This window comes from Streptomyces sp. NPDC059256 (genome assembly GCF_042753785.1).
GTDB lineage: Bacteria > Actinomycetota > Actinomycetes > Streptomycetales > Streptomycetaceae > Streptomyces.
In genome coordinates this window covers 11,809-37,132 of record NZ_JBHYZO010000020.1, presented here as the reverse complement: position 1 = coordinate 37,132, position 25,324 = coordinate 11,809, and the positions used below count along the sequence as shown (strand labels likewise).

Annotated in this window: 29 protein-coding genes; 22 read left to right on the top strand and 7 right to left on the bottom strand. The window is 68.4% G+C overall.

Translation table 11 applies throughout. The features are described 5' to 3' along the window. Positions 1 to 188 precede the first annotated feature (188 nt). Positions 189 to 1,037 carry a hypothetical protein gene (locus tag ACFXJL_RS28500; protein ID WP_384697042.1) on the bottom strand — a complete coding sequence of 283 codons (849 nt, stop codon included), beginning with the start codon at positions 1,035 to 1,037 and terminating at the stop codon, positions 189 to 191. Positions 1,038 to 1,495: 458 nt separating this feature from the next. Here ACFXJL_RS28500 and ACFXJL_RS28495 point away from each other — a divergent pair, with 458 nt between their 5' ends. From ACFXJL_RS28495 to ACFXJL_RS28485, 3 genes are all read left to right on the top strand, one after another. Next, complete coding sequence (locus tag ACFXJL_RS28495; RefSeq protein WP_358880298.1) at positions 1,496 to 2,179, top strand: HAD family phosphatase; 684 nt, start codon at positions 1,496 to 1,498, stop codon at positions 2,177 to 2,179. Positions 2,180 to 2,313: 134 nt separating this feature from the next. Continuing rightward, on the top strand, positions 2,314 to 2,517 hold the full coding sequence (locus ACFXJL_RS28490) for a helix-turn-helix domain-containing protein (protein ID WP_358880299.1): 204 nt from the start codon (positions 2,314 to 2,316) through the stop codon (positions 2,515 to 2,517). 4 nt (positions 2,518 to 2,521) lie between these two features. Continuing rightward, positions 2,522 to 2,974, top strand: a complete 453-nt coding sequence (locus ACFXJL_RS28485; protein ID WP_384697038.1) for a Clp protease N-terminal domain-containing protein — start codon at positions 2,522 to 2,524, stop codon at positions 2,972 to 2,974. Between the two features lie 116 nt (positions 2,975 to 3,090). Here the strand turns inward: ACFXJL_RS28485 and ACFXJL_RS28480 are convergent, their stop codons facing one another. Continuing rightward, the gene (locus ACFXJL_RS28480) at positions 3,091 to 3,348 is read right to left on the bottom strand and encodes a hypothetical protein (protein WP_358880301.1); all 258 of its coding nucleotides are present in this window, start codon (positions 3,346 to 3,348) and stop codon (positions 3,091 to 3,093) included. 289 nt (positions 3,349 to 3,637) lie between these two features. Here ACFXJL_RS28480 and ACFXJL_RS28475 point away from each other — a divergent pair, with 289 nt between their 5' ends. Then, positions 3,638 to 3,952, top strand: coding sequence for a hypothetical protein (locus tag ACFXJL_RS28475; protein WP_384697035.1), 315 nt, complete (start codon positions 3,638 to 3,640; stop codon positions 3,950 to 3,952). A 167-nt stretch (positions 3,953 to 4,119) separates the two neighbouring features. Here the strand turns inward: ACFXJL_RS28475 and ACFXJL_RS28470 are convergent, their stop codons facing one another. After that, complete coding sequence (locus ACFXJL_RS28470; RefSeq protein WP_384642650.1) at positions 4,120 to 5,814, bottom strand: VanW family protein; 1,695 nt, start codon at positions 5,812 to 5,814, stop codon at positions 4,120 to 4,122. Between the two features lie 512 nt (positions 5,815 to 6,326). Continuing rightward, positions 6,327 to 7,028 (bottom strand): helix-turn-helix domain-containing protein, encoded by a 702-nt coding sequence (locus ACFXJL_RS28465; RefSeq protein WP_384697032.1) that lies wholly within the window; start codon positions 7,026 to 7,028, stop codon positions 6,327 to 6,329. 325 nt (positions 7,029 to 7,353) lie between these two features. On the opposite strand from ACFXJL_RS28465, the gene ACFXJL_RS28460 reads away from it, so the two are divergent. The 7 genes from ACFXJL_RS28460 (at position 7,354) to ACFXJL_RS28430 (ending at position 15,887) form a co-directional block, all read left to right on the top strand. Further along, a complete protein-coding gene (locus tag ACFXJL_RS28460) occupies positions 7,354 to 8,721 on the top strand; it encodes an amidohydrolase family protein (RefSeq protein ID WP_329014622.1) in 1,368 nt (455 codons plus the stop codon). A gap of 235 nt (positions 8,722 to 8,956) precedes the next feature. Beyond that, the gene (locus tag ACFXJL_RS28455; RefSeq protein WP_384697029.1) at positions 8,957 to 10,537 is read left to right on the top strand and encodes a molybdopterin-dependent oxidoreductase; all 1,581 of its coding nucleotides are present in this window, start codon (positions 8,957 to 8,959) and stop codon (positions 10,535 to 10,537) included. Between the two features lie 561 nt (positions 10,538 to 11,098). After that, positions 11,099 to 12,058 carry an alpha/beta fold hydrolase gene (locus ACFXJL_RS28450; protein WP_384697026.1) on the top strand — a complete coding sequence of 320 codons (960 nt, stop codon included), beginning with the start codon at positions 11,099 to 11,101 and terminating at the stop codon, positions 12,056 to 12,058. 693 nt (positions 12,059 to 12,751) lie between these two features. Beyond that, on the top strand, positions 12,752 to 13,411 hold the full coding sequence (locus ACFXJL_RS28445; RefSeq protein WP_384697023.1) for a TetR/AcrR family transcriptional regulator: 660 nt from the start codon (positions 12,752 to 12,754) through the stop codon (positions 13,409 to 13,411). A gap of 66 nt (positions 13,412 to 13,477) precedes the next feature. Continuing rightward, on the top strand, positions 13,478 to 13,633 hold the full coding sequence (locus tag ACFXJL_RS28440; protein ID WP_384697020.1) for a hypothetical protein: 156 nt from the start codon (positions 13,478 to 13,480) through the stop codon (positions 13,631 to 13,633). 201 nt (positions 13,634 to 13,834) lie between these two features. Then, positions 13,835 to 14,836 (top strand): universal stress protein, encoded by a 1,002-nt coding sequence (locus ACFXJL_RS28435; RefSeq protein WP_384697017.1) that lies wholly within the window; start codon positions 13,835 to 13,837, stop codon positions 14,834 to 14,836. 31 nt (positions 14,837 to 14,867) lie between these two features. Beyond that, positions 14,868 to 15,887 (top strand): zinc-dependent alcohol dehydrogenase, encoded by a 1,020-nt coding sequence (locus tag ACFXJL_RS28430; RefSeq protein ID WP_358881321.1) that lies wholly within the window; start codon positions 14,868 to 14,870, stop codon positions 15,885 to 15,887. 73 nt (positions 15,888 to 15,960) lie between these two features. Here ACFXJL_RS28430 and ppk2 read toward each other — a convergent pair whose 3' ends face one another. Then, positions 15,961 to 16,779 (bottom strand): polyphosphate kinase 2, encoded by an 819-nt coding sequence (gene ppk2 / locus ACFXJL_RS28425; RefSeq protein WP_358881322.1) that lies wholly within the window; start codon positions 16,777 to 16,779, stop codon positions 15,961 to 15,963. A 428-nt stretch (positions 16,780 to 17,207) separates the two neighbouring features. Between ppk2 and ACFXJL_RS28420 the strand changes: the two genes are divergently transcribed. Next, a complete protein-coding gene (locus tag ACFXJL_RS28420) occupies positions 17,208 to 17,936 on the top strand; it encodes a class E sortase (RefSeq protein WP_384643910.1) in 729 nt (242 codons plus the stop codon). A 185-nt stretch (positions 17,937 to 18,121) separates the two neighbouring features. On the opposite strand, the gene ACFXJL_RS28415 is transcribed toward ACFXJL_RS28420, so the two are convergent. Together ACFXJL_RS28415 and ACFXJL_RS28410 are read right to left on the bottom strand one after the other, a co-directional pair. Then, entirely contained in the window at positions 18,122 to 18,517 is a 396-nt protein-coding gene (locus ACFXJL_RS28415) for a VOC family protein (RefSeq protein WP_329014598.1), read from the bottom strand. 64 nt (positions 18,518 to 18,581) lie between these two features. Further along, entirely contained in the window at positions 18,582 to 19,628 is a 1,047-nt protein-coding gene (locus ACFXJL_RS28410) for a PHP domain-containing protein (protein WP_358881324.1), read from the bottom strand. Positions 19,629 to 19,902: 274 nt separating this feature from the next. Between ACFXJL_RS28410 and ACFXJL_RS28405 the strand changes: the two genes are divergently transcribed. The 10 genes from ACFXJL_RS28405 to ACFXJL_RS28360 all read left to right on the top strand — a co-directional run bounded on the left by ACFXJL_RS28405 (position 19,903) and on the right by ACFXJL_RS28360 (position 25,229). After that, positions 19,903 to 20,223: a gas vesicle protein gene (locus ACFXJL_RS28405; RefSeq protein WP_358881325.1), complete on the top strand. Its 321-nt coding sequence runs from the start codon at positions 19,903 to 19,905 to the stop codon at positions 20,221 to 20,223. Positions 20,224 to 20,299: 76 nt separating this feature from the next. Beyond that, positions 20,300 to 20,758, top strand: a complete 459-nt coding sequence (locus ACFXJL_RS28400) for a gas vesicle structural protein GvpA (RefSeq protein WP_329014590.1) — start codon at positions 20,300 to 20,302, stop codon at positions 20,756 to 20,758. Beyond that, the gene (locus ACFXJL_RS28395) at positions 20,755 to 21,471 is read left to right on the top strand and encodes a GvpL/GvpF family gas vesicle protein (protein ID WP_358881326.1); all 717 of its coding nucleotides are present in this window, start codon (positions 20,755 to 20,757) and stop codon (positions 21,469 to 21,471) included. The genes ACFXJL_RS28400 and ACFXJL_RS28395 overlap by 4 nt, the downstream gene beginning before the upstream one ends. Positions 21,472 to 21,474: 3 nt before the next feature. Next, positions 21,475 to 21,720, top strand: coding sequence for a gas vesicle protein GvpG (locus tag ACFXJL_RS28390; protein ID WP_329014584.1), 246 nt, complete (start codon positions 21,475 to 21,477; stop codon positions 21,718 to 21,720). Continuing rightward, a complete protein-coding gene (locus ACFXJL_RS28385; protein ID WP_384697010.1) occupies positions 21,717 to 22,358 on the top strand; it encodes a DNA primase in 642 nt (213 codons plus the stop codon). Before ACFXJL_RS28390 ends, ACFXJL_RS28385 begins: the two co-directional genes overlap by 4 nt. Further along, positions 22,351 to 23,556 (top strand): SRPBCC family protein, encoded by a 1,206-nt coding sequence (locus tag ACFXJL_RS28380; protein ID WP_384697007.1) that lies wholly within the window; start codon positions 22,351 to 22,353, stop codon positions 23,554 to 23,556. The genes ACFXJL_RS28385 and ACFXJL_RS28380 overlap by 8 nt, the downstream gene beginning before the upstream one ends. After that, on the top strand, positions 23,553 to 23,900 hold the full coding sequence (locus tag ACFXJL_RS28375) for a gas vesicle protein (protein ID WP_358881329.1): 348 nt from the start codon (positions 23,553 to 23,555) through the stop codon (positions 23,898 to 23,900). Before ACFXJL_RS28380 ends, ACFXJL_RS28375 begins: the two co-directional genes overlap by 4 nt. After that, a complete protein-coding gene (locus tag ACFXJL_RS28370) occupies positions 23,897 to 24,748 on the top strand; it encodes a GvpL/GvpF family gas vesicle protein (protein ID WP_384697004.1) in 852 nt (283 codons plus the stop codon). The genes ACFXJL_RS28375 and ACFXJL_RS28370 overlap by 4 nt, the downstream gene beginning before the upstream one ends. Then, positions 24,745 to 24,951 carry a gas vesicle protein gene (locus ACFXJL_RS28365; protein WP_384697001.1) on the top strand — a complete coding sequence of 69 codons (207 nt, stop codon included), beginning with the start codon at positions 24,745 to 24,747 and terminating at the stop codon, positions 24,949 to 24,951. The genes ACFXJL_RS28370 and ACFXJL_RS28365 overlap by 4 nt, the downstream gene beginning before the upstream one ends. After that, complete coding sequence (locus tag ACFXJL_RS28360; RefSeq protein WP_329014569.1) at positions 24,948 to 25,229, top strand: gas vesicle protein K; 282 nt, start codon at positions 24,948 to 24,950, stop codon at positions 25,227 to 25,229. The genes ACFXJL_RS28365 and ACFXJL_RS28360 overlap by 4 nt, the downstream gene beginning before the upstream one ends. The last annotated feature ends 95 nt before the right edge of the window (positions 25,230 to 25,324 follow it).

Sequence of the window (25,324 nt, the reverse complement as noted above, 5' to 3'; positions counted from 1 at the left end):
GCGGCGCCCCAGCCGCCCGACCCTCCCCGTACCCGTACCCCTACCCGTCTCCGTAGACGGAGTGTGGCGGCACTCGGACGCCCGGCGGCGATGTCAGCCTCCGGGTCCCGGACCGTCGGGAGACAGAGCTAGGCCCGTGTGCGACCGAAGCGGTTCGTCGGTCACACACGGGCCTTGCGCCGCGGCGGTCAGCGGCAGACATCGGTCAACCAGGCGGCACGCGCGAGATCGAGACCGCCGCGCCAGGCGGCGAGCGGAAGAGTGATGTCCGAGCGCGGAGCACCGCGCAGCCGGCGATGGGCGGCGTGCACCTCGGCTCGCGACACGAACCGGTCGAAGGAGGGCGGGAGCAGTGGGTTGGTCAGGACCCCGAGTTCTGCCAACCCGATCAGCACGCCGTAGCGCCGGTACTTGTCCGTGCGCACCAGCAGACCGGCCCTGGCGACGGCCTTCTCCAACTGCCCCGGCGTCGTGCCCTGCGGCTGTTCCGCCACGAGCGCGAGCAGCGCGCGCAACACGTCGACGTCCCTGTCGGTCGCCTCAGGCAGCCCATGGGTCGCTGCGGCCTCCAGATCGGGGAGGAAGTGCACCGGGACCTCGTTCCAGGACCATCCGCAGGCGATGCGCACCAGCGTCTCGGTGACGTCGATGTGCTCGATCTCGTCGAGTCCGCAGTCGGGGACGGTGCCCTTCTCGATCGGTGCCCCGGCGAGATGGCGAGCCCACGCGTACGAGATCAGGATCTGTCTGCCGCGCGGTGAACTTCCACCGATACCGGCGACGAAGGCCGAGAGCACTGCGTCGGGATGCAGTACCTGGGCTGCTCGGACCGCGCGATCAACGATTTCACCGGCCGTCCACTCCTCCTTCGCCGCGATGGGCCAGCCGAATTGATGCGCCTGTGCCAGATCGTCCTCGCCCGGTGGCAGAGCGGATCCGGTCGCGATGCCGTTGCGATTGAAGCGGTAGCCCGTGCAGCGCATGAGGAGCAGCAACTCGTCACCTTGTGGAACGTGTCTCGATATACCCGACGCCATGGCAGCAGAATATCCGGCTCATGGTTCTCCTGAATCGCCACTCTCCGACGGCGGAGTCAACGTGGGCGGCAGGTCAGCCCCTGCACGGTCACCCGGTGGAGTGACGACGTGTCCTCCCCCGGCCATGGGCTGCTGGAGGGACTCGCTTCCACGCGCCCCGACGGGGTTGGCCTCTGCTGAGATTCTGTCCAGTCGCACATAGAGCATCTAATACGGGTAACCCTGGTGATATTGACGCTGCCCGCCAATGCAATTAACTTGACTGGCAGTTAGCTGTACTCACCACCCGCGCCGCTCCCATTGAGTCAGATGCCTACCCCAAGCGGAGCATCTCGGCGCCAGGGTCATGCGTTACGCATCCTGCGACTCAAGCATTCTTCTGTCTGCTTGCAGACCCCCCGGGCGACGTTTCACTTCTGGAATTGTCGTGCCTGCCCCCGCAAGGAAGAGGAAAATGCATGTCGGAAATCTTTCCGTGGACACCCGCGGCCATCGTGTTCGACTGCGATGGCACGCTCATGGACAGTGAGCGCCACTGGCAACTGGCGCGGGATCAAGTCCTCCAACAATTTGACATCGTTGTCAGCGATGAGTTCGCCGAGCTGACCAAAGGTGTCCACTACGTCGAATGCGGCCAGCTCATGGCTGCCGAGATCCACCGCCCCGACCTCACCGAGGAGGTGACGGACCAGCTCCTCGACACCTTTCGGGCGCTGGTCGCCGAGGCTCCCGCCACCACCCCGGGGGCCGCGGAGCTGGTAGCCCGCGCCGCCGAGTTCGCACCGCTGGCCGTTGCCAGCAACTGCCCCCGCGACGTGGTGCAGGACGGCTTGGAGGCGGCCGGTCTGCTGCGCCACTTCTCGCATGTGGTCGTACCCGAGGAGCGTCTGCGACCCAAGCCGTTCCCCGACGTCTACCTCAACGCCGTCGCGGCTTGCCAGGCCGAGCCCTCCGACTCCCTGGCGGTGGAGGACTCCCTGTGCGGGATCAGATCTGCTGTGCGTGCCGGGTTGAGAGTCCTGGGGGTCGGCCCCCTCCCTGACCGCGAGAGCCTCGCGATGGTCGACCACTGGGTGTCCGCCCTCGACGATCGTCCGCTGACCAACTGGATGGCCAACCGGGCACTTTCCAGGGCGAGTTGAGGGTTGGCGCGTAAGGAGCCCGACGGCCCGATCCGGTAGGGGTGCGCGCGTCTCGAACCGCGTGGACGTCCTGCATCGAGAGATCCGTCAGTCTGGATTGACAAGGAGAGGACTGTCAATCCAGACTGACGGCTGTGGAACAAGAGGAGCTCGCACAGAACCTGGGATCACACGACCCCGCAGTTGGACTGCGTGCCGTGGGCGCGCTGCACCGCCTGGCCGAGCAGGTCGAGGCCGCGGCAGTGACGCGCGCAAGACGGCAGGGATGGTCCTGGGAACAGATCGGGGACGCCCTGGGCGTGTCCCGCCAGTCCGTTCACTCCAAGTACGGAAGGTGAGCCGATGTTCGAACAGTTCTCTCAGGAGGCCCGGGCGGCCGTCAGCGCTGCGCATGAGGAAGCCCGGATGCGCGGTGATCGCCGACTCGGCACCGAACACCTCTTCCTCGGGGTCCTGCCCACCGAAGGCGCGGCCCGAGCGGTCGGGGTCGATCTCGAAACCGCTCGTGCGACCCTGGGGGCCCTGGACCTGGCCGCGCTCGCCGTGGTCGGCATCGACGCCCGAAACGTCGAAAGGGTTGCGATCCCGGCCTCGCGCAACCGCACACCGTTCACTTCCGGTGCGCGTACGGTCGTCAAACGCACGGTCATCGAGGCGAGGAAGGCCGGTAGCCGTCGTATCGAGGCGGATCATCTGTTGCTGGCGATCCTGTCCTGCGCACGCCCCGATCCCGCCGCGGAGTTGGTGGAGGCGCTGCACATCGTCCGTGCGGAGGTTCGCGACCGTCTGCGATGAGGCCATCGGCTCGGCAACGGACGGGCGAGCAACCCTGGTCGGCCCAACGGTGGGGCAAAACCGTGGCGCCACGGTGCGGTAGCCCTCCGGTCCTCGGACGAGGAAGCACGGGATCGTCAGCGGTCGCCCGGGGTGTGCAGCGGAGACTTGCACCGTCGCAGCGCTCTCCTGCCGCAACCCCGCCATGCCGCGGGGGAGTGGCGCACCCGCTGACTGCCGCTGGTCACCAACGCGTTCACCGAGGTCAAGGGGTCGCCCGCAACCACCTTCGCCAACAGAACGCCGACCAGCAGCGGCAGGAGTGCCGAGGCCAGGGCGGTGCCGGCCGTGGTGACGTGTTCGACGCGGGGGTGCCGCGGAGCGTTGGGAACCATGGTCCTATTCGACAGCGACCCCGCCTGCTGGACATCGGCCGACGTACTCAGGTCGAACGTCCTTGCGTACTCATGCGGTGACGAGCCCGCCGACGGACCCTGGACGGAACACCGGCTCCGCGGTCACGCGCCGATGAGGCGCGCGGGGGGTGGAGCGGTTCATCTACGGGATGCCTCTGTGCCGGCACCGGGGCGGCCCGGCCGGTGTGGACTGTCGGGATGTGCTCAGCTCGATCGAGCGGCACCACGGGTGGGGTCCATGGCGGAAGACGGTTCGGGGAGGCGAGGGGTGGACGGGCGCGAAGGGGCAGGTACGGGCGCGGACGGCCAGTGGCGGCACGGGTCGCCCGCGACGGTGGGCAGCGCGGTGCTGCTCGTCCTCGCCAACCTCCTGACGGTGTATCTGATGTATCCGGCCTTCACCCCGTCGGCCGATGGGCCCTCGGTCGGCATTCCGCTGATCATCGCGTTCCATCTCGCCCTCGGGACGGATTGGGTGACGAGCGCCCTGGCACGCGCGCAGCTGGTGACGATGTGGTGGTGCGTCCCGCCGACCCTGCTCGCCCTTGCGGCACTGGGACGCATGAGCGCCTTCATCAACTGAAAGCCCCGGGAGGGCTGACGCCTTCCACGGGTGTCGGCGGTCCGATGGGATGTACGGCTGAGATCCGGCAGTGGACGCACCGCGGATCGACGGCGGGGGCGATGACGTCCGTGACCCGGCAGCCGAGGGGCTACCGGGTCACGGACGTAGGGGGTCGGGACCGCTGCTCAGGTCTCGCAGGTGACCTTGTCGCGAGGGGTGTAGCGCGTGTGGAAGGGCTCCCGCTTCACTTCTTCGCCGTTGGTACGGAAGATGCGCTCGACCGTGACGTCGAAGCCCTCCAGTGGCGTCTGCGGCTGGCAGTCCTTCGTGGCTCCGGGACGGGTGCCCGGCTCCTGCACGTTCTTCCGGGGCCCCTTGCTCGCTTCCACCGAGTCGTACTTCTTGGTGCCGAGGAAGGTGACGGTCACCGAGGTGTCGGTGGACTCGGCCATGATGTAGATGGAGTTGCCGGAGTCGTTGGCGAACTTCAGGTCGAGGCTGCCCCAGGCCACCGTCGCCTCGCGCCCCTCCGGGTACCGCTCGATGTAGAAGGAGTGGGCGCCGTACTCGACGGGCTTCACACCGGCGAAGAAGATGGCGTTGAAGACCGCGGTGGCCACGGTCGAGACACCGCCTCCGGCAGCCTTGGTGTACTTGTCGTTGAGGATGATGATCCCGTCGACGAAGCCGTTCTCCTTGGTGCGTTCCCCGACCGTCCGGTTGAAGCTCCAGGTTTCCTGCGGCTTGACCAACGACCCGTTGATGAGTTCCGCGGCCCGGCCGATGTTCTTGGTGCGGTACTCGGCCTTCTCGAACGTGGCCGTGAACGAGGAGAGCTTTTCGGTGATGCCCATCGCCGCGATGCTCTCCCGGGTGAGCTTGGGCTGGGTCTTCTTGGTGACCACTTCGCCCGTGCGGGCGGTGCCCGACTTGGTCAGCAGGGGCATCACCGCGTTCTTGAGCGAGGCGGCGGTGACCTCCTGGCCGGGCTTACCGTCTGCCACGATCTCGACCTGCTCGCCGTTCAACCGGAGCTTGGCGTCGGTGGCCTCGTTGGTGGCGTCGGATATCTCGGAGGCGACAGCGGGGTCCTTGTAGAGGCCCTTGCCATCGAGCTTCGGCAGCAGACGGCCCTTGCTGTCGGGCGTCATGTCCAGGTGCTTGCCGAGGACCGTCGGGGAGATGGTGATCCGTTCGCCGCCCGCGGTGAGGGTGACGGGCGCGGACATCGCGGGTTCCGCGAACTCGCGCAGGGCGCGATTCGTCTCCGCCGCGCCGATGCGCGGTGCCGTCTTGTGTACGGGAAGGTCGACCGGGCGGGGCTGTGCGGCCAGGAAGGAGGGGCGCAGTGCGTCGACCGAGGCGTCGAGGTTCAGCCGCTGTCCGTCGAGCGGTCGGGTCTGGCGGGGCTCTCCTGCGGCGAAGGTGATCGCGCCGTCGCGGGCCTTGCGATCGTGTTCGCGAGCCAGTTCCCCCAGGGCGGCCCGTGCCTTGTCCTCGTCGAGGTGGACCACCGGCTCGATCGCGCTGCCGTCGGAGGAGAAGAGGCTGCCGATCACGCTGATCGGGTCGTTTCCGGGACGGACCGCTTTGTCGACGGTCTCTCCGGCGTCGAAGCGGAATCCTGCTGTGCGCGGATCGAGGGAGTCCGTCCGTGTGCCGATCTTCACGGCCAGCGGGGTCGTCGCACCATCTCCCAGCTCGCGGTCCAGGACCTCCCGGGCCTGCGACTGGCTCATGCCCCCGATGTTCACCCCGCGTACCGCGGTCCCCTCGGGTATCTCATCCGCGGTGAGGAACAACCCGGAGAGATAGAGGGCGCCCACACCGACGGCCAGGGCGCCACCCGTCGCAGCGGCGGGGTGTATTCGGCGGCGCATGAGACTCCCAGCAGATGGCTGACACGGGTCCGACCGGGCAAGGCCCGGTCGGTGGGGCAAGTCCATTGACGCTACCAAGGTACATACAAGGTGAAAACAACCAGAAACTGCCCCCTTCGTGGCTGATCTTCGCTGCTGGAGCAGGGAGTGAGTGCCTTGGTACGCAGGGTGAGTTCGGATGGGGGCCGCCCGGTGTGGCGATGTCTGCCGGGGCTTGGATGGACCCGGCAGGGAGAGGGCTTCTGGGCGATCGTTGGTTTTGGGTGATCGCTCCACTACGGACGGTCAGTTCGGGTGGCGGGCGATGCGTCGGGGTCGCAGGGCGCGCTCGGTGGCTGCACCACTGGTGGGCCCCAGGGGCTCCCTGGTGGCGTTGTGGGCGCTGGCGCGTCGACCGGGGCGCCAGCGCCCGGTGACGTCCTGGGCTCGGGTGGTGTGTGTGATCCCGGCGCCGACCCTGGCACGTCATCGCCGTACCGGAGGGCTGGAGCGCCACCGGTCGTGTCCGCGCTTCAGGACGTTCGGGTCCCGTGGACCACGAACCAGATGGCTCGGGCGGTCGTCGTGCCGGCGTTGCGGAACACATGCGGTGTGAGCGAGTCGAAGGCGATGGAATCTCCTTGCTTGAGCACGTACTCCTCGTCCCCGGTGCGGATCGTCAACTCGCCCGCGGTCACGATGCCGTACTCGAAGCCCTCGTGCCCGCCCGAATGGTCGTCCTCGTTGGACGAGCCGCCCGGTTCGTACACGATCTCCAGAAAGTCCACCTGGCTGTCGGAGATGGTGGTGAGACGCTCCCACCGGACGCCGTTGCCGAAGTCGATGCCGCGCCGGCTGTCCGCCCGCTGGATCTGCGCCTGGTAGGACGGGGGCAGTAGCTGGAGGGAACGGAACCCGCCGGTCGGTGCGGCGCCCGGGGCCGCAGTCGCCCCTGTTGCGCCCTGCTCCGCCGTGGATCCCTCCCGGCTCGGTGACGGCTCCGGTCGCAACAGGAAGTCCGTGGACACACTCAGCTCGTTGGCGAGCCGATAGAGGATGCCCACCGATGGGGCTGTCTTGCCCAGCTCGATCTGTGACAGGAGGCTGGCGGAGCAGCCGATCCGACGCGCCAGTCCGCGCACCGACTCCCCCCTGTCGAGGCGCACGGCGCGAAGCCGGGTGCCGAGCGTCGTGGCGGGGGACTCCTGAACCGGGTGCGCGGTCGTATCAGTCACGACTGTCAGTCTAGGCGCTACGGCTTTTCGTGCAGTCTTACTGGACACTTTCGGCTGGGCGTAGAGAGTTCGATCTATGGTTGATTGCTGGCATATTGACCCATTGATCCGGCCGGTATCGAGGTGAAGTGAGAGCCTTTTTATGGAAAGAGCAAGCAAAGAGGTGTTTTGCCTGACTATTAATGTGATGTCCACCGTGGGTGTCCATTCATGCTTGACACCCCGTTCGGCCGGTTCGTACGCTCGCCGCGGGACGTGAGGCGCGCCACAACGAGCCCGCAGCGAGCCCACGACGGCGGTACAGGGCACGACAGAGGAGAACGTGGTGAACCGGACTCTCATTCAGAACGCTGACATCATCAGCGTCGATCCGAACATCGGGAATCTCGACGGTGCGGATCTGCTCATCGAGGGGACCAAGATCGCTGCGGTGGGTCGCGACCTGCCCACCGACGGAGCGCAGGTGGTGGACGGGCGCGGAGCGATCCTCATGCCCGGCATGGTCGACACCCATCGCCACCTCTGGCAGACGGTGCTCCGCAACATCGCGGCTGACTGGACCCTGAGCCAGTACTTCGCGGGTGTCCGGGTGCAACTCGGGGGGCACTTCCGTGCCGAGGACGTGTACGCCGGCAACCTCGCCGGTGCCTATGAGGCACTCAACGCCGGAGTGACGACGGTCCTGGACTGGTCGCACAACATGAACACCCCCGACCACGCGGACGCGGCGATCGAGGCGCTCAAGGAGACGCACGGCCGGTTCGTGATGTGTTACGGCAACGCCAACGACGAGTGGCTACCGGTGAGCGAGCTCGCTACCAACGCCGCCGATGCACGGCGGGTCAGGTCGCAACACTTCTCCAGCGATGACCAACTGGTCCAGATGGGCATGGCGCTGCGCGGGCCGCAGTACGCCACCCACGACGTCACCCGCGACGACTGGGCCCTCGCCCGGGAACTGGGCGTGCTCATCTCCGTACACGTCGGTGACGGCGCATGGGGACGCAACCGTCCGGTCGCCTGGCTCGCCGAGAACGGGCTGTTGGGCCCCGACGTGGTCTGTGCCCACTGCAACTCCCTCGCCGACGACGAGTTCCAGATCATGGCCGACTCCGGTTGCTCGGCCGCGATGACACCCGAGATCGAGATGCAGATGGGGCACGGTTGGCCCGCCACCAGACGACTCCTCGACGTGGGGATGGCGCCCTCCCTGGGCATCGACATCGCCACCTGCAACACCGGGCACCTCTTCCAGGTGATGCGTACCGTCCTGCTGGTGGAGCGCGCTTTTGCCCACGCAGAGGCAGCCCAGCGAGGTGGCGTTCTGGAGGAGCAACTCCCCCTCAACACCAGTGACGCGATCGAATTCGCCACCATCAACGGAGCCAAGGCGCTCCGTCTCGACCACCGGATCGGTTCGCTGACGCCGGGCAAGGACGCCGACGTCGTCCTGATGCGGGCGGACGGAATCGAGATGGCCCCCATGAACAACGCCGCAGGCGCGGTCGTGTTGGCCGGACACCCCGGATTGGTCGACTCGGTGTGGGTCGCCGGCCGACGGGTGAAGGCGGACGGCAAGCTGGTGGGCGTCGACGAGCGGAAGGTGGTCGGACTCGTCGACCGGTCCCGCGACTTCGTACTCGCCCAGGCCGGCGTCGAGCCGGGCGGCCGGTTCCACCCTCCGGGCTACTGAGCGGGCTCGGCTCGCCGCGCGCAGGACGCGGGCTGTACGGCCCAGCGCCCGCTGACAGCCGGCGCGTGCCGAGCGAGCCGTGGAGTCCATGACCAGGTCCCCGCCCCGCCGTCCCGGGGCGGGGACGCTCGTACCCTCCCAGGGAACCCCTCGTACCCCCCGAGGGGGACACCGAGCACCGCGCGACGGCTGATCTACCCGGGAAGTGACCAATCCTGTCGGCGGTCGGTTCCGAATGCAGGATGTGACGACCAAACGAACAGCCCTCACGCGCGCTGCGTCGGCAGGAGTGAGCGGTCTGCTGGCCGGCTTCGCCGCCCTCGCCGCGGCCGAACTGGTGGCGGCTGCCGTTCGGCCCGAAGCCGGACCAGTCACCGCTGTCGGCGGTGCGGCCATCGATCTCACTCCCGCGCCGGTCAAGGACTGGGCGATCCGCTCCTTCGGCACCAACGACAAACTGGTGCTGCAACTGGGCATCGTCAGCGTCCTGGTGCTGTTCGCACTGGTGCTGGGGCTGCTCGCCCTTCGGCACCGAAGGGTCGGTGCGGCCGGTGTACTCGTGTTCGGCGTGGTCGGTACCGTGGCAGCCGTCAGCCGGCCCGATTCCCAGAGTTGGACCGACGCGCTGCCCTCGCTGATCGGTGCCCTCATCGGCTCCGCGGTCCTGTACCTCCTGATCGGAGCGCTCACCCCCGCACCGGTCGACGGTACGGCACCCGACACCGGACGCGATCGGCGCGCCTTCTTGATCGCTGCGTCCGCCGCGGCCGTCGCATCCGCCGGCGTCGGGACGCTCGGCCGCTCCCTCACGGCACGGCACGGCAAGGACGCCGTGGCTTCCCGTACGGCGGTACTGCTACCGCGGCCCGCCTCCGCCGCGGTGGCGATCCCGCCCGACGCACAGCTGCGCGTCCCCGGGATGAAGCCCTTCACCACACCCAACAAGGACTTCTACCGTGTCGACACCGCGCTGGTGGTGCCGAAGGTCGACGCCACCGCCTGGCGGTTGCGCATCCATGGCAAGGGCGTGCGAACGCCGCTCACACTCACCTTTCAGGATCTGCTGAACCGTGAGTTGATCGAACGCGACATCACCCTCACCTGTGTCTCCAATGAAGTCGGCGGGCCCTACGTCGGCAACGCCCGCTGGATCGGTGTGCGCCTCGCCGACCTGCTGCGCGAAGCAGGCGTCAAGCCGCCGTCGAGGGGCGGGCGGGCGGACCAGTTGGTCGCACGGTCCGTCGACGGAATGACCCTCGGCACGCCTGTCGACGCCGTGATGGACGGCAGGGACGCCATGCTCGCCCTCGGCATGAACGGCGAACCGCTGCCGTTCGACCACGGCTTCCCCGTCCGCATGGTCGTGCCCGGGCTCTACGGATTCGTCTCCGCCTGCAAGTGGATCGAGGACATCGAACTCACCACGTTCGACGACTACGACCCCTATTGGGTGAAGCGGGGTTGGGCCCGCGAGGCACCCATCAAGACCCAGTCCCGCATCGACACCCCGAAACCCTTCGCCAGGCCCGGCGCGGGCACGGTCATGATCGCGGGTGTCGCCTGGGCCCAACACCGGGGCATCGACCTGGTGGAGGTCCGGGTGGACGACGGCCCTTGGCTGCGGGCGGACCTCGCCGCCCAGCACACCGTCGACACCTGGCGCCAGTGGTCCCTGCCATGGAGGGCGACCTCCGGCAGTCACACGCTCTCCGTCCGCGCGACGGATCGCGCGGGCGAGATCCAGACGGAGAAGCGGGCCAAGACCGTCCCCGACGGGGCGAGCGGCTGGCACACGGTGGTCGTCGAAGTCGAGTGAGGCATTCGCCGATGTCCCTCACTCCTCAAAGCCGCACCAGCTCCCAGCCCAGCCCATCGCCTGGAGGAGGTACCTCGACGCGACGTCCGAGAAGTCCCCCTCACCACCCCCCTTTCGGGCACCGGGGACAAGGACCCGAACGGGCGCAGCGAACGGAACCCCACGGCGCTGGCCTGCGGGCCCGCGCCGTCCTTCGTACCGAACGAGCCCCGGAGCACGGCCCGAACCATCCACGCCCGGGGGAGGCGTGTCCGCCTGTGCACGCTGCCCGGACGGGCCGCTCCAGGAGTGCCCCGTACGGGTGATTGCCACGGCCCGGGCAATCCGGACGCCGACCGGAGACGAACCCACCATGGTCGAAGGCGTTTGAGCGGACGCAACCGACCGGTCCGCCCTGGTGAGCCCATCGGGGAGCGCGTCAGGGCGGAGTCCGACGCCGTGGCAGCGAGGGCCACCACGGCGTCGGACACCATTTCGCACCCTGAAAGGCAGTACCCCACGGCGGGGGACCGGCGTTGGACACCCGAACCACATCCCCAGACCCAGCCCTACGGAGTCCCTGTGCCTGCCATCGACAGCACCGCCACACTGGAGAGCGGCTCGCCGTCCCTCACCTGGCCCGCCGCCCTGGGAGAGAAGGTCAACGAGCGGGAGTTGACCTTCGCCGGCTTCCGCTACCTCTGTCGCACCGTACCCAGCAGCCGGCCGCGAACCGAACCCGTGCTGATCCTGGGCGGTTCGTCCCAGGACCGGTACTCCTGGGTGCGTCATGAAGCACGGCTCGCCGAGGTGGGCGAAGTGATCACCGTCGATCTGCCCGGCTACGGAACCGCGGACTTCCTGCCCGCCAGCTATGGAATCGACTTCCTCGCCGCGGCGGTCCGCCACCTCATCGACGAACTGCGCCTGCCCCGCGTCAATCTGATCGCGGCCTGCTACGGAGGTGCCGTGGGACTCCGCTTCGCCCAGCACTATCCGCATCTGCTGCGACGGCTGATGTTCGTCGGCATGACCCCCGCCATCCCCGAAGGCTACGCAGCCGCCATGCGCCGCTGGGACACCATGATCCAGCAGGGGCAGATCCAACCCATCGCACGGGAACTCGCGGACCACTTCATGTCCCCTCCTGGTACGGGGACCGTCCGACGTCATGCCGCGATCGCCCGGCTCGTCTACCAGCAGATCGCAGGTCAAGACCCCCACCAACTCGCCATGTCCGCGGAACACAACAGCCGTTTGATGCATCATGAATGGCTGCGCCCGGAGCCCGTACCGGTCGTGCCCACCCTCGTCGTCACCGGTGAGCACGACACCCTCACCACCCCCGCCATGGGCCGGGCCCTCTCAGCCGACCTGCCCGGCTCCCGGTTCCGCACCATCAAGGAGACCGACCACCTCGCCCCGCTGGAACGCATCGCCGACTTCGCCGATCTGATGGCACGCTTCTGCACGGACGACCCCCTGGAGAGCCTGAGCTACCTCAATCCGCCCGAGCCGTGCGACATCCCTCTGCCGCGCTGACCGGTCCCGCCAGGGCGGAATCGACCGCACGGGGGCGAACCGGGGAGCCCCGCTCCAGTTGGGCTCCCCCGTGGCCCCGCCCGGCCCCGTTGGAACCAGGACCGGCCGTCCTTCGTGCACCCGCGCCCTCGCCGCAGCTGGTAAGGCCGCAGGCATCGGATAGTCGTACAGCAGGACCGGCGGGAGCAGTAGCCCGGTCGCCTCGCACAGACGGTTTGCGGACCTCCAGGGCGATGAAGGACGAGAAGCCGATGTCGAGGAAGTTGTCCTGGACATCGATGAGCTGGCGACGGATGTCCCAGAACACCGGCGGCATGTATCCGTACGAGTTGCAGGAAGCCGCCGTCGGCGGATCCGTCCTTCCTCGATAGGAGCAAATCCCGCGTCCGGCAGTACCTCGCGAATCGCAGCGAGCGGCTACATCGACCGTGTCCGAGGCGGCCACCAGTGGTGGCACCGTGCGAACTACGTTCCGTTGGTCAGCGGTTGGCCCGCCCGCTCTCGATGTGTGGAACAGGATGCAAGGCCGGATCTGATCCCCGGCCGCGTGGGTCTGGCCCGGTGGCCCCATGGTCCAGTACCCGCTGCCCTTGGCGCGGACTCGCCCAACACGCCGATGAAGCGCGGAGGTTGGGGATCCCGGAGGCCCGGTCGGTGGCGGGTGCGACCGGATGGTGTGCGACGATCGGCCGTATGGGCGTCACAACGGGACGACGGGTCGGCCGGCCGCGGGCAGTGCCACGGGCGGAGAGCGGGCTGACGGTGCGGGAGGAACTGCTCCACTCCGCAGCCGGGCTCTTCACCACGCGCGGCTATGCGGCGACGACGACGCGCGCCGTCGCCGAGGGCGCCGGGATGCGTCAGGCGACGATCTACCACTACTTCCCCGCCAAGGAAGATCTCCTGGCCGAGCTGCTGGAATCGACCGTCGCGCCATCGTGGGGACTTGCGTGCAGGCTCCTGGGCGAGGTGGAACGGACCGCGGAGGATCGGTTGCGCGAACTGTGCCGCGCAGATGTCCGGCTGCTCTGCCAGGGGCCGCACGACCTGGGGGCCCTCTACCTCCTGCCCGAGGTGCAAACTGAGCGCCTCGCCGAGTTCCGCAGGGTGCGGGCGGAGCTGAAACGCGCGTACGGGCGGCTGCTCGCGGCCACCCGGGCGGGGAGTTCGCTCGACGCGGTGGAGCTGGCACTGCGTACGGACATGGTCTTCGGTCTGGTCGAAGGGGTGATTCTGATCCACCGCACGGATCGGGACCGACCGTTGGACGCTTTCGCGGACGCGGTGGCGCGGGCTGCGCTGAGGATCGTGGGAGTGGCGGACGAGGAGTGGGGCGCAGAGCGCCGACCGTGATCCGCGTGATCCGCGTGATCCGGGTGGGGTGCTCTCGGGTGCTTCGAACGTCTTTCCGATGCGCGGATGCAGACTGTGTGCGGCTGCGGCTGCGGCTGCGGCTGCGACGAGGCGACGGGCGGCTGTGCGTGCGACGAGGCGACGGACGGCTGTGCGTGCGACGAGGCGCATCGCTGCCGTGAGCGCGGCAAGGTGCTCCACGATGGGAAGTTGAACGCGTAACCTCTCAATCTCCCCCCGTATTGTCGGGTCCATCCCGATTCGCGATGATCGTCGGGCCCTTTGGACAGGGCCGGTAGGCCCAGGTCAAAGGACCTGCGGCCAGCCCTGGGGGACCTGCGGCCCCTCGCACACATGCGTACGGACGCTCATGCTGGATAGCGGGATCACTGACGATCTCAACCGCTTCTGGAGGTACCTACCATGTCTCGCACCGTCATCGCCGGACTCGATGGCTCCCGGGAGAGCTTCGCCGCCGCAGAATGGGCCGCCCATGAAGCGAAGCTGCGGGGCGCGTCGCTGAAGCTGGTGAACGTCTGGGAGTCGGTGCCACTGGTCCAGGCGCCGTTCCTGAGCGCCGAGAATGAGCAGCAGTGGGCGGAGCAGTTGCCCCGCGAGGCCGGCGAGGAGCTGCGGAAGGTCCATCCGGAGCTCGACATCACCGTCGAGCAGTTGACCGGCCGCCCCGCCGACGTCCTGCCCGAGCTCACCAAGGATGCCGAACTGCTGGTGCTCGGCTCCAGCGGCCTCGGCGGTATCACCGGCTTCCTGGTCGGTTCCGTGGGGCAGGCGGTGGTCTCCCGCGCCGAAGGCCCGGTCGTGCTCGTCCGCGCCCTGACAGCGGCTGACGACACGAACGGCACGAACAACGCGAACAACACGAACGGCACTGACGGCGCCGGAACGACCGGAACCACCGGAACGACCGAAGGCACTCAAAACACCGACGGGGCTGAGGCTGCGGACTCCCGAACCGGCCGGGAGGTCCAGGGGGACCCCGAGGGCCCGGTCGTCCTCGGTTTGAACGCCAATGAACCCGACGAGGCCCTGATCCGGTTCGCCTACGAGGCGGCGCAGCGTCACGGGCTGCCCCTGAAGGTCGTCCACAGCTGGAACCTGCCGCCCTACTTCGCCTATGGACTGCCCCCGGACCCGCAGCTCAACGCCGAGCTCGGACGGATCGAGGCAGAGACCCTGACCGAGGTGCTGGACGCCTGGCGGCCCACGTACCCGTCGGTCGAGGTCCTGGAACAGTCCGCACCGGGCAAGGCCGTCGAGCAGTTGGTGGAAGCCTCGCGGGGAGCCTCCCTCCTGGTCGTCGGGAGGCGGATGCGTCGGGCGCCGTTCGGTGGCCGCATCGGGTCGGTCGCCCACGCCGTCCTCCACCACGCCACCGCACCCGTGGCGGTCATCCCACAGCAGTGAGCATCCGGCGAACCAGGCGAGGAGCACGACCATGAAGGCAGCAGTCGTACGGGAACTGGGTGCGCCCCTCATCATCGAGGAGCGCCCCGACCCGGAGCCCGGGCCCGGTCAGGTCCGCATCAGACTTGAGGCGTCCGGACTCTGCCACACCGACATCCATGCGGCGCGCGGTGACTGGCCCGTCAAGCCGTCGCCGCCGTTCGTCCCCGGTCACGAGGGCGTCGGCATCGTGGAGGCGCTCGGGGACGCGGTCGAGCACCTCACCGTCGGCCAACGGGTCGCAGTCCCCTGGCTCGGCCGTGCCTGTGGCCGCTGTGAGCACTGTCTCTCCGGCTGGGAGACCCTCTGCGAGCAGCAGATCAACACGGGCTACGCCAACGACGGCGGGTACGCCGAGAAGATGTTGGCCTGGGCCGACTTCGCCCAGGTCGTCCCGGAGGGGATCAGCCCGCGCGATGCAGCGCCGCTGACGTGTGCGGGAGTGACGACGTACAAGGCGCTCAAGGTGGCCGATGTGCGTCCGTCCCAGCTGGTCGCCATCTCCGGTGTCGGCGGCCTCGGCCATCTGGCTCTCCAGTACGCCAAGATCGCAGGGGCGACGGTGGCCGCCATCGATGTTACGGACGCCAAGCTGGAGCTGGCGAGGGAACTGGGCGCCGACATCCTGATCGACGCCCGCAAGGAAGACCCCGCCGCACGGTTGCAGGAGTACGGCGGCGCCCATGCGGCGATCGCCCTGGCCGTCAACGAGCAGGCGTTCGCAGCGGCCTACGGCGGGTTGCGCCGCGGTGGGAAGCTCGTGCTGGTGGCCATGCCGGCTGAGGGGACGATCGAACTGCCGATCTTCCCGACCGTGCTCAACGGAATCAGTGTCATCGGCTCCATCGTGGGAACCCGACAGGACCTCGCGGAGGTCTTCCAACTCCACGCGGCCGGCCGGACCCGAGTGATCTCCGAAGTCAGGGAGCTGGAGTCGGTGAACGAGTCGTTCGACGACGTCCTGAGCGGTGACGTGGACGCACGGATCGTGTTCGAGTTCGCCCACGCCTGACCGCGGCGCCGATGTGCGCCGACGCCACCGGGTCTTCCACTCCACCGCGCGGAGTGGAAGACCCGGTCGGCGATCAGGACGTCAACTTCGCCGCATGATCGGGGACGTACGTCTGGAGGTCACGCGGCGGGCGCACGTACCCCGTCGACGGCGGCCGGGCGGGAATCTCGATGACCGGCAGCGGCACCTCCGAGTAGGGCACCGTCGACAGCAGATGGGCCATCATGTTCAGACGCGCCCGACGCTTGTTGTCACTCTCCACGACGTACCAGGGCGCTTCGGGAACGTCGGTGTGGACCATCATCTCGTCCTTCGCCCGCGAGTACGCCTCCCAACGGGTGATGGACTCCAGGTCCATGGGGGACAGCTTCCACTGCCGCGTCGGGTCCCCCAACCGCTTGCGGAACCGCAACTCCTGCTCGGCGTCGCTCACCGAGAACCAGTACTTGCGCAGCAGGATGCCGTCCTCGACGAGCATCCGCTCGAAGATGGGGCACTGGTGGAGGAAGCGCCGGTGCTCCTCCTTGGTACAGAAACCCATCACCTGCTCCACCCCGGCCCGGTTGTACCAACTGCGGTCGAACAGGGTGATCTCCCCGGCGGACGGTAGGTGCTCGATGTACCGCTGGAAGTACCACTGACTGCGTTCACGCTCGGTGGGTTTGGGCAGGGCCACCGTCCGCGCGACCCTCGGGTTCAGATGCTCGGCCACTCGCTTGATGGTGCCGCCCTTGCCCGCGGCGTCCCGGCCTTCGAACACCACCACCAGCCGCACGCCCTCGACGCGCACCCACTCCTGGAGCTTGACCAGCTCGGTCTGGAGCCGCAGCAACTCCTTCTCGTACACCGCACGAGGAATCTTTGCCGCGGCCCGCGTCGGTTCGTCGCCCATACCGCTGTCGCCTCCCGGTCGATGTCACTCTTCCGATGATCTTACGTAGTCGGGTGCCGAAGCCTTAGATACGCACCGCCGACACCGCCGACACCGCCGGGAACGATCGGACACTGGCGCCGCCGTGCCCGCCCCGCCCGCGATGTGATGCGATGCGATGCGGATCCGGTGGATCCCCTGGGCCGACAACCATCGCGGCTACGGCGCTGACCAGCACCTTTGCCCGACCACAGCCCATCGCCGGCCCCCGCAACCCGGGCAGCCGCGTTGCCGAGCCCGCCCGGGTTCGGCATGGTGGGAAGGTGGTACGGGAGTGATGCCCGGGCCGGGAACGCGAAGCCGGATCGGATCGTTCTCCCCGCAGTAGACCGACCGCGGCAACCCCGGCTGCGGCGCCATCCAGGACCTGCCGTCGATGCGGACCAGATATGGCTGCTTCCCGAGTTGTCCCGCTGGCGCTCGTAGGAGCGCTCATAACCGTGCTCGCGGGCTGTTCCTCGGCCGACGCCTCCGCCGAGGACACCAGTACCGCGAGCGCACGACCCACCATCGCCGCAACGCTCAGCGCCGGGCCCCTGCCTTCCAGTGCAGCGCCCGCGGCAGTGGACGGCACGGCGGGGCAATCCGCCCCGACCCCAGCCGACGACCCGCCGAAGGTGCAGCCGGCGACGCTTTCGATCCCCGCAATCGGCGTCGAGGACCTCCGGGTCGTGCCCTACGAGGGCACCACCGACGATGCACCGGGCACCGCCATCCAGAACCGGGGCGTCGCCGCGAGCCCGTACGGCGACGAGGGCGGGGTCGGGCCGGGCGAGATAGGGAACTACCTGGTCACCGCCCACCGGCTCTCCGCGGGAGGCCCGCTCCGCGACCTGCCCGACCTCCAGAAGGGCGACACGGTCCGTGTCACCGCGGGCGGCACCACCTACGAGTACGAGATCACCGAGACCCGGCAGACATCCTTCCGGTCCGCGGACTCGCTGGCCGAACAGCGTGCCGCCGTGCCGGGGAAGCCGGGCGAGAAGCCCACCCAGGCCATGATCACGATATCGACCTGCGCCACACCGGAGGACGACGCAGCAGGCAACTTCTGGCGCGACGGCTTCGGCAATCCCGAGCATCGCATCGACAAGATCGGTGTGCTCAAGGCCCGTTGAGCCACTTCCGTCTGCCGCCTCGACCTCAGCCCGCCGGTGGCCCACCCAGGTCGCGGCTCCGGGGCGGGCCCATCAGCGCACGGACCATTCGGCTCCGAGCAGATGACATCACTGCCGCCAGAGCGCCCTCGCCAGCGCCAGCCGGATCACCCGACCCCTCCTGAGCGCGTACTTCCCGATGAGCATCACCGCTGCGGGGGCAGCGGCGACACCGCGAGGGAAAAGGAGTGCCCGGCCGGATCCGAGTAGATCCGCACATCGCGCGGACCACTGTTGTCCTTGGTGTCCACCGGTCTCGCACCCAGACCGATGACCTCCCGCTCCGCCTCGTCCATGTCACCGCGCTCCACCAGGATGCGCAGATGGGCCTGCTGCGAGTCCTCCGGGCGGGGCCAACTCGGCGGTGCGTAGCCGAAGTCCCGACGGATGGCCAGATGCACCCCGCGATGTCCGATGATCTCCACGAAATCGGGGTCACTGCCGATGTGCACCTCGGCACCGAGCAGTTGGGCGTAGAACTCCGCCAACTCCACCGGCTCGGCGCAGTCCAGGACCAGCACACTTGTCTTCTCGACCGTCATGGCCGCTCGTCTACCCCCGAGCGCGTCAGCCATACGGCGGAAACGGGTACCGATCCAGGTCACCTCAGGCGCTCTCCGTCCACGCCAGCAGGTCGGCTGCGCTCCAGGTGTTGATCACTCGATCCGCCGGAACCCCGGCCTGCTCCGCCCGGGCACAACCGATGCCCTGCCAGTCCAGTTGTCCCGGGGCGTGTGCGTCCGTGTCGATGGCGAAGTACACCCCGGTCTCGACGGCCAACCGCAGCAGCCGCATCGGCGGATCGAGCCGCTCGGGTCTGCTGTTGATCTCCACCGCCGTACCGTGGGCCGCGCACGCGTCGAAGACGCGCTGTGCGTCGAACTGCGACTCGGGCCGCCTACCGTCACCGCTCGACGCCCGCCGCCCGCGATGCTCCCGCCCGATTAGCAGCCGCCCCGTGCAGTGGCCGAGCACGTCCACCAGCGGATTGGAGACGGCCTCGACCAGCCGGCGGGTCATCTTGGCCGACTCCATCCGCAACTCCGAGTGGACGGAGGCCACCACCAGGTCCAACCGGTCCAACAACTCCGGCTCCTGGTCCAGCGAGCCGTCCGTCAGGATGTCGCACTCGATGCCGGTGAGGAGCCGAAAGGGCGCCCACCGCTCATTGAGTTCCGCCACGACCGCCAACTGCTCCCGCAAGCGCTCGGGCGAAAGACCGCGCGCAACCGTCAGCCGTGGCGAATGGTCGGTCAGCACGGCCCAGTCATGTCCGAGGGCGATCGCGGTGCGTCCCATGTCCTCGATCGGGCTGCCCCCGTCCGACCAGTCCGAATGTAGATGGCAGTCACCCCGCAGCAAGGCGCGCAACGACTCCCCGCCCTCCGCCAGCGGTACTGCCGCCTCCTGCTCAAGCCGTTGGAGGTACTCCGGCACCTGCCCGACGAGTGCTTCCCGCACCACCCGCGCCGTCTTGGGTCCGACGCCCTTCACCCGCTCCAGGGAACCCGTCGCGCTGCGCCGTGCGACCTCCTCCGGCGGCATCGTCCCGAGGACGGTCGCCGCGGTGCGAAACGCCCGTACCCGGTACGTCTCCGCACGGGAGCGCTCCAGGAGGAAGGCCACCCGCTCCAACGCCTCCAACGGTTCCATCCAGGGCTCCTCCAGCAACGGCGACGCACCTCGCGACCGCGTGGTGAACGGTCACTCCCACTCTGGCCCCGAGTGTCCGCAACGGCACGCCGAGACCGCCGGTCGCCCACCCCGCGACCCCCCCTCGCTCGACCGACGAACCGTTCCTCCAGGAGTTGTTCGCGGGTGTTGTTCGAATGGGCGAGCTGGACTTTTCTGCGGTGCTCGAACGGCCATCGGCAAGAGCGGGGGGTTTGGAAGCGCGCTGGCGTGCAACACGCAGTCGGGAGGCGCTATGGCTGATGGAACCAAGAAAACCCAAGATCAACCGCAGGGTCAGGACCGGGGTGGCACATCCACACCGGGTCCGATGAAAGTGCTGCGCGGGGCCTGTGCCCAGCTCGCCGAGCTCACCGGCAGGGAGGCCGAATCGGTCTCCTCGTTCGAACGGAAGGAAGGCGGTTGGGTGCTGGAGGTCGAGGTGCTCGAAATGGCACGCGTCCCCAGTACGACCAGCCTGCTCGCCACGTACGAGGTGACGCTCGACGAGTCCGGCGAACTCAGCGGTTACCGACGCGTCCGCCGCTATCAACGCGGCCGGGCGGACCCGGACTGACCGTACGGGACGCCGCCCGGGATTCCGTGCCCGCACGCGCACCACATCGAGAAGGAATCGACAGAAGGGCTGGCAGATGACCGTGGTACCGGCACAACAGCAATCGCGAGGCTCGGGAGGCGGCTCCAGCGGCCTCTACGACGTCCTCGAACTCGTCCTCGACCGGGGGCTCGTCATCGACGCCTTCATCCGGGTCTCCCTGGTGGGCATCGAGATCCTCAAGATCGACATTCGGATCGTGGTCGCCAGCGTCGACACCTATCTGCGCTTCGCCGAGGCGTGCAACCGCCTCGACCTCGAAGCAGGACCGCGCAAGGACCCGGGCCTGCCCGACCTCGTCGGGGAGATGACCGAGTCCGGAGCACGCGGCAAGACCAAGGGCGCGCTCTCCGGAGCGGCCCAGACCATCGCGGAGTCGTTCCAGCAGGGCCGTGACGAAGAGGACGACCAGGGCGAGCGGTCCGAGGCGAAGCCGCGCGCCACCCGCACCCGGCGGACCGCGACCCGCAAGCCGAAGGAGGAGGAGTCCGCATGAGTCTCTACGTCTACGGCATCGCACGTAGCTCGCACCCGGACCTGCCCGAACATGCGGCGGGCGTGGGCGACCCACCGCGCCCCGTCCGCGTCGTCAGCCAGGGCCGCATCAAGGCCCTGGTCAGCGACGCACCCGAGAAGGTGCGCCCCAAGCGGCGGGATCTCCTCGCCCACCAGGACGTACTGCGCCAAGCGGGGGAGTCCGGGCCGGTCCTGCCGTTGCGTTTCGGCGGTGTGTCACCGGACGACCGCACACTCCTGTCGGTTCTCGCCGACAAGGAGGAGTACTACGTCGAGCGGCTCGCCGCCCTCGACGGCAAGGTCGAGTACAACATCAAGGCCACTCACGACGAGGACGCCGTGCTGTACCGGGTCCTCTCCGACGATCCCGCCTTGCGTGAGAGCGTCGAAGCCGGGCGTCGGTCGGGCGGCGCATCGCACGAGGAGAAGGTGCGGCTCGGTGAACGCATCGCCCAGGCCGTCCAGGTGCGGGAAGCGCACGACGCCCAACTCGTCCGCACGTCCCTTGAGGGACTGGCCGAGGAAGTGAGTGCCGGGCCGCAGAGCGTCGGATGGCTGACGAACCTCTCCTTCCTGGTGGCCCGGGACCGCAGTGCGGAGCTGGTGAACGCGGTCGACGCCCTGCGTCAGGAACAACCGCACCTCTCGCTCACGGTGACCGGCCCGCTGCCTCCGTACAGCTTCGTGGAGTGAGTGATGGGCCTCATCGGTGAGTTGCTCCTCCTGCCCGCCGCACCCGCCCGCGGCTCCTTGTGGGTGCTGCGGCGGGTGGTGGAGGAGGCGGAGCGGCAGTACTACGACCCCGCCGCCGTACAGGGCGAACTCGGGCGACTCTCCGAACAGTTCGAGGCGGGCGAGATCGACGAGGAGACGTTCGACCGCCGGGAGGACGAACTCCTCGACCGGCTGGAGATCGCACAGAACAGAGAGCAGGGACGATGAACAACAGGGTGGCACTGGGCCTAGCCGTGGGTGCGGGATACGTACTCGGGCGCACGAAGAAGGCAAAGTTGGCGTTCGCGGTCGGCACGATGGTCGCGGGCCGGCGGATGAGTGCCGGCCCGGGGGCTCTCGGCCAGCTCATCACGCGCCAGCTCGGAGAGAATCCGCAGTTCAAGGCTCTGCGAGAGCAACTGAGTCAGGATCTCGGCGGCGTGGGCAAGGCCGCGACGGGCGCTCTGATCAGCAGGCAACTGGACGGGCTGGCCGACCGGCTGCACGAACGCACGGCGGGCGTGCAGGACCGGGTGAAGAACGCCATCGCCCCCTCCAAGGCATCGGACTCATCGGACTCAGATGACTCCTCCAGCCGGCGGTCCTCGGCCAAGGCCAAGGCCGCTGACGAGGCCGTCGATGACGAGGCCGTTGATGACGATGCGGAAGAGCCGTCAGACGCGGGCGATGCGCGGACGTCGACGGAGGAGCGGGAAGACGCCGAACGCCCGGCGCGACGCACCGCCAAGAAGTCGGCGACGCGAGCGCAGCCCGCCAAGAGGACAGCGGCCCGGAAGTCGGCGAAGGCCCCGGCCAAGCGGACCGCCCAGAAGGCGGCACCGAAGGAGAGGCGCAACCGTGGCTGAGAACACACGTCTGCTGAGTGCGGACCATCCCGCCGTACAGCGACTGAAGGAAGAAGCACAGGACTATCTGGCGGCACGTGCGGAGCAGGCACTGTCGTCCACGGGCCGGATGCTCGGTCGGGCGACCACCCGACTGAACGACATCGCCGACGGCGGGCCTGGGCTCGCCCATCTGGCCAAGGAGAGCGGACGCAAGACCGCCGAAGGCAAGGGTCCGGTGCGTACGGCGGTCGAGGTGGGCGCGTCCCATCTCAAGGGGAAGGTCACCGAGACGCTCAAGGGCCTCGGCGGCAAGGGAGGCAAGGGCGGAGGTGGCAAGGCCCCGGTCGTCATCATGGAGTCCGTGGACGTGGGGGTGCCCGCGCGGACCGCGTACGACCAGTGGACCCGCTTCCAGGACTTCGCCTCGTTCGCCAAGGGGGTGCGGAGCGCGACCGCAGCCGATGACACCTCATCGGACTGGCAGGTCAAGGTGTTCTGGTCCAGCCGTAGTTGGAAGGCCCGCACCACCGAGCAGATACCCGACTCCCGTATCCAGTGGACGTCCGAGGGAGCCAAGGGCAGCACCAAGGGAGTGGTCACCTTCCACTCCCTCGGTGAGAACCTGACCAGGGTCCTGCTGGTGCTGGAGTACTACCCGAAGGGCCTGTTCGAGAAGACCGGCAACCTCTGGCGCGCACAGGGCCGCCGGGCGCGGCTCGACCTCAAGAACTTCGCCCGACACATCTCGATGCGCGGCGAGGCCGAGGACGGGTGGCGCGGTGAGATCCGCGACGGGGAAGTGGTCCTGAGCCATGACGACGCCCTGGCGGAGGAGGAGGCCGAGGAATCGACCGGCGCGGATGCCGAGGAGGACCAGGAATCCGTCACCGGTGATTCCGATGGCCCCGTTGGTTCGTCTGAGACCGAAGAGGACCCGGACGGCGAGTACGAGTACGAGTACGAGGATGCGTATGACGACGAGTACGGCGACGCCGAGGAAGATGCGGAAGAAGACGCCGAGGAAGAGGCCGAGGAAGATGCAGAGGACGCCGAGGTAGCCGACGCCGACCCTGAGGATCTTGAGGATCTTGAGGACGAGAACGTCGAGGAAGAGGAAGACGCCGAAGAAGAGCCCGAGGACGAGGAGTACCTCCAGGAGGACGTCGAGGAAGAGCCCGAGGAATCCGCCCGGTCCGGAAGCCGTGGTCGCCGATGAGCATCTCCGGCAACCTCCCCGACCCCTACGCCTCGCAGGGGGGAGCTGCGAACCTCGCCGACATTCTCGAACGGGTGCTCGACAAGGGGATCGTGATCGCGGGCGACATCCGCATCAACCTCCTCGACATCGAACTCCTCACCATCAAACTGCGGCTGGTCGTCGCCTCCGTCGACAAGGCCAAGGAGATGGGCATCGACTGGTGGGAGCGCGATCCCGAGCTGTCCAAGGGTGCACGGGAGACGGAACTCGCCGCCGAGAACGAGCGGTTGCGTCGACGCGTCGCCGAGCTCGAACCGGCCGCCGCGACGCCCGCACCCCAGAGGTCGGGAGAGTCCGCATGAACGAGCTCCGCTATGTGTACGCCGTGATGCGGCCCTTCAGCGCGTCCCTGCCCGCCGATCTGCGCGGGGTCACGGGCAGCCAGCCCTACCAGTTCCGTCATGACGATCTGTCCGCCGTGGTCTCGACCGTATCGGCGGACGACTTCGACACCGATCCCCTCAAGGAACGGCTGGAAGACCTCGACTGGCTCAGTGACACGGCACGCGCCCACGCAGCCGTGGTCGGGGCCCTCGTCTCCCTGGGTTCCCCGCTCCCGTTGCGCCTGGCCACGGTCTGCCGCGATGACGACGGAGTAAGGCGACTGCTCGACTCCGGGCGCGATCGGTTCCGCACCACGCTGGAACGACTCGACGGGCGGGTCGAGTGGGGGGTGAAGGTGTACGCGCGCAATGCGGCCACCACCGCTGAACCGCCGGCGGGCGCTGGGCCCGCCAAGAAGCCGATCGACCACGCACCGGGCGCAGGGCGCGACTTCCTCCGGCGCCGACTCGGCGAACGCCGCAGGGAGGAACACACCTGGCAGTCGGCTTTCACCGTGGCCCGGACCCTCCATGAGGAGCTGACCGGTCGGGCGGAGAGCTCCCGTCTCCACCGGCCCCAAGAGGCTCGCCTCTCCGGTGCCAGTGGACAGAACGTCCTCAACGCCGCCTATCTCGTCCACCGGGATCACAGCGCCGACTTCATCGGTGGGGTCCATCGGCTGCTGCCGAACGACGGCGGCCTCAGCGGTGAGATCACCGGGCCCTGGGCGCCCTACTCCTTCACCGATGACCAGCCGCCCACGGAGTTCGACGGAGCCCTGCGGGGCGAGTCGGCGCGGGCGACGGGGGAGGGGGAGCGATCATGACTTCCACCGTTGGGGTCGACCCCCTGGCCGAACGGCAGGTCGCCCTCGTGGACCTCCTCGATCGACTGCTCGCGGGCGGCGTGGTGATCAGCGGGGACCTCACCCTGCGGATCGCCGACGTGGACCTCGTACGGATCGATCTCAAGGCCCTGATCAGCTCGGTCTCCACCGAGGTCCCCTCACCGTGGGAGGGCAGCCGATGAGCCGCGAGCGCGCCGTGGAACTGGGCCCCGACACCGTGGAGAGGGATCTCGCCCAACTCGTGCTCACGATCATCGAGCTGCTGAGGCAACTGATGGAGCGTCAGGCACTCCGTCGCGCCGAGACCGGTGAGCTGACGGGTGAGCAGGAGGAGAAGATAGGGCTCACCCTGATGCTGCTGGAAGACCGGATGGACACCCTCCGGGAACGGTTCGGCCTGGAACCGGGCGATCTCAACATCGACCTCGGCCCCCTCGGTCCGCTCCTCCCTCGGCAGTGAGGCGGCCTCCACGCGTTCGAGGCGCACGGTCCGCCACTCGATCGCCGAGACTCCAGATGGCCCACGACACCGCTCACGATCTCGTGCATTCCATG

Bases quoted from the DNA above. Each gene is read 5' to 3' on its own strand.
- ACFXJL_RS28375 (WP_358881329.1), top strand. From the start codon at position 23,553: ATGAGCATCTCCGGCAACCTCCCCGACCCCTACGCCTCGCAGGGGGGA.
- ACFXJL_RS28365 (WP_384697001.1), top strand. From the start codon at position 24,745: ATGACTTCCACCGTTGGGGTCGACCCCCTGGCCGAACGGCAGGTCGCC.
- ACFXJL_RS28495 (WP_358880298.1), top strand. From the start codon at position 1,496: ATGTCGGAAATCTTTCCGTGGACACCCGCGGCCATCGTGTTCGACTGC.
- ACFXJL_RS28435 (WP_384697017.1), top strand. From the start codon at position 13,835: ATGTCTCGCACCGTCATCGCCGGACTCGATGGCTCCCGGGAGAGCTTC.
- ACFXJL_RS28455 (WP_384697029.1), top strand. From the start codon at position 8,957: ATGCAGGATGTGACGACCAAACGAACAGCCCTCACGCGCGCTGCGTCG.
- ppk2 (WP_358881322.1), bottom strand. From the start codon at position 16,779: ATGGGCGACGAACCGACGCGGGCCGCGGCAAAGATTCCTCGTGCGGTG.
- ACFXJL_RS28385 (WP_384697010.1), top strand. From the start codon at position 21,717: ATGAACAACAGGGTGGCACTGGGCCTAGCCGTGGGTGCGGGATACGTA.
- ACFXJL_RS28500 (WP_384697042.1), bottom strand. From the start codon at position 1,037: ATGGCGTCGGGTATATCGAGACACGTTCCACAAGGTGACGAGTTGCTG.
- ACFXJL_RS28410 (WP_358881324.1), bottom strand. From the start codon at position 19,628: ATGGAACCGTTGGAGGCGTTGGAGCGGGTGGCCTTCCTCCTGGAGCGC.
- ACFXJL_RS28420 (WP_384643910.1), top strand. From the start codon at position 17,208: ATGGCTGCTTCCCGAGTTGTCCCGCTGGCGCTCGTAGGAGCGCTCATA.
- ACFXJL_RS28445 (WP_384697023.1), top strand. From the start codon at position 12,752: ATGGGCGTCACAACGGGACGACGGGTCGGCCGGCCGCGGGCAGTGCCA.
- ACFXJL_RS28430 (WP_358881321.1), top strand. From the start codon at position 14,868: ATGAAGGCAGCAGTCGTACGGGAACTGGGTGCGCCCCTCATCATCGAG.
- ACFXJL_RS28405 (WP_358881325.1), top strand. From the start codon at position 19,903: ATGGCTGATGGAACCAAGAAAACCCAAGATCAACCGCAGGGTCAGGAC.
- ACFXJL_RS28440 (WP_384697020.1), top strand. From the start codon at position 13,478: ATGCAGACTGTGTGCGGCTGCGGCTGCGGCTGCGGCTGCGACGAGGCG.
- ACFXJL_RS28415 (WP_329014598.1), bottom strand. From the start codon at position 18,517: ATGACGGTCGAGAAGACAAGTGTGCTGGTCCTGGACTGCGCCGAGCCG.
- ACFXJL_RS28400 (WP_329014590.1), top strand. From the start codon at position 20,300: ATGACCGTGGTACCGGCACAACAGCAATCGCGAGGCTCGGGAGGCGGC.
- ACFXJL_RS28470 (WP_384642650.1), bottom strand. From the start codon at position 5,814: ATGCGCCGCCGAATACACCCCGCCGCTGCGACGGGTGGCGCCCTGGCC.
- ACFXJL_RS28370 (WP_384697004.1), top strand. From the start codon at position 23,897: ATGAACGAGCTCCGCTATGTGTACGCCGTGATGCGGCCCTTCAGCGCG.
- ACFXJL_RS28360 (WP_329014569.1), top strand. From the start codon at position 24,948: ATGAGCCGCGAGCGCGCCGTGGAACTGGGCCCCGACACCGTGGAGAGG.
- ACFXJL_RS28395 (WP_358881326.1), top strand. From the start codon at position 20,755: ATGAGTCTCTACGTCTACGGCATCGCACGTAGCTCGCACCCGGACCTG.
- ACFXJL_RS28485 (WP_384697038.1), top strand. From the start codon at position 2,522: ATGTTCGAACAGTTCTCTCAGGAGGCCCGGGCGGCCGTCAGCGCTGCG.
- ACFXJL_RS28480 (WP_358880301.1), bottom strand. From the start codon at position 3,348: ATGGTTCCCAACGCTCCGCGGCACCCCCGCGTCGAACACGTCACCACG.
- ACFXJL_RS28390 (WP_329014584.1), top strand. From the start codon at position 21,475: ATGGGCCTCATCGGTGAGTTGCTCCTCCTGCCCGCCGCACCCGCCCGC.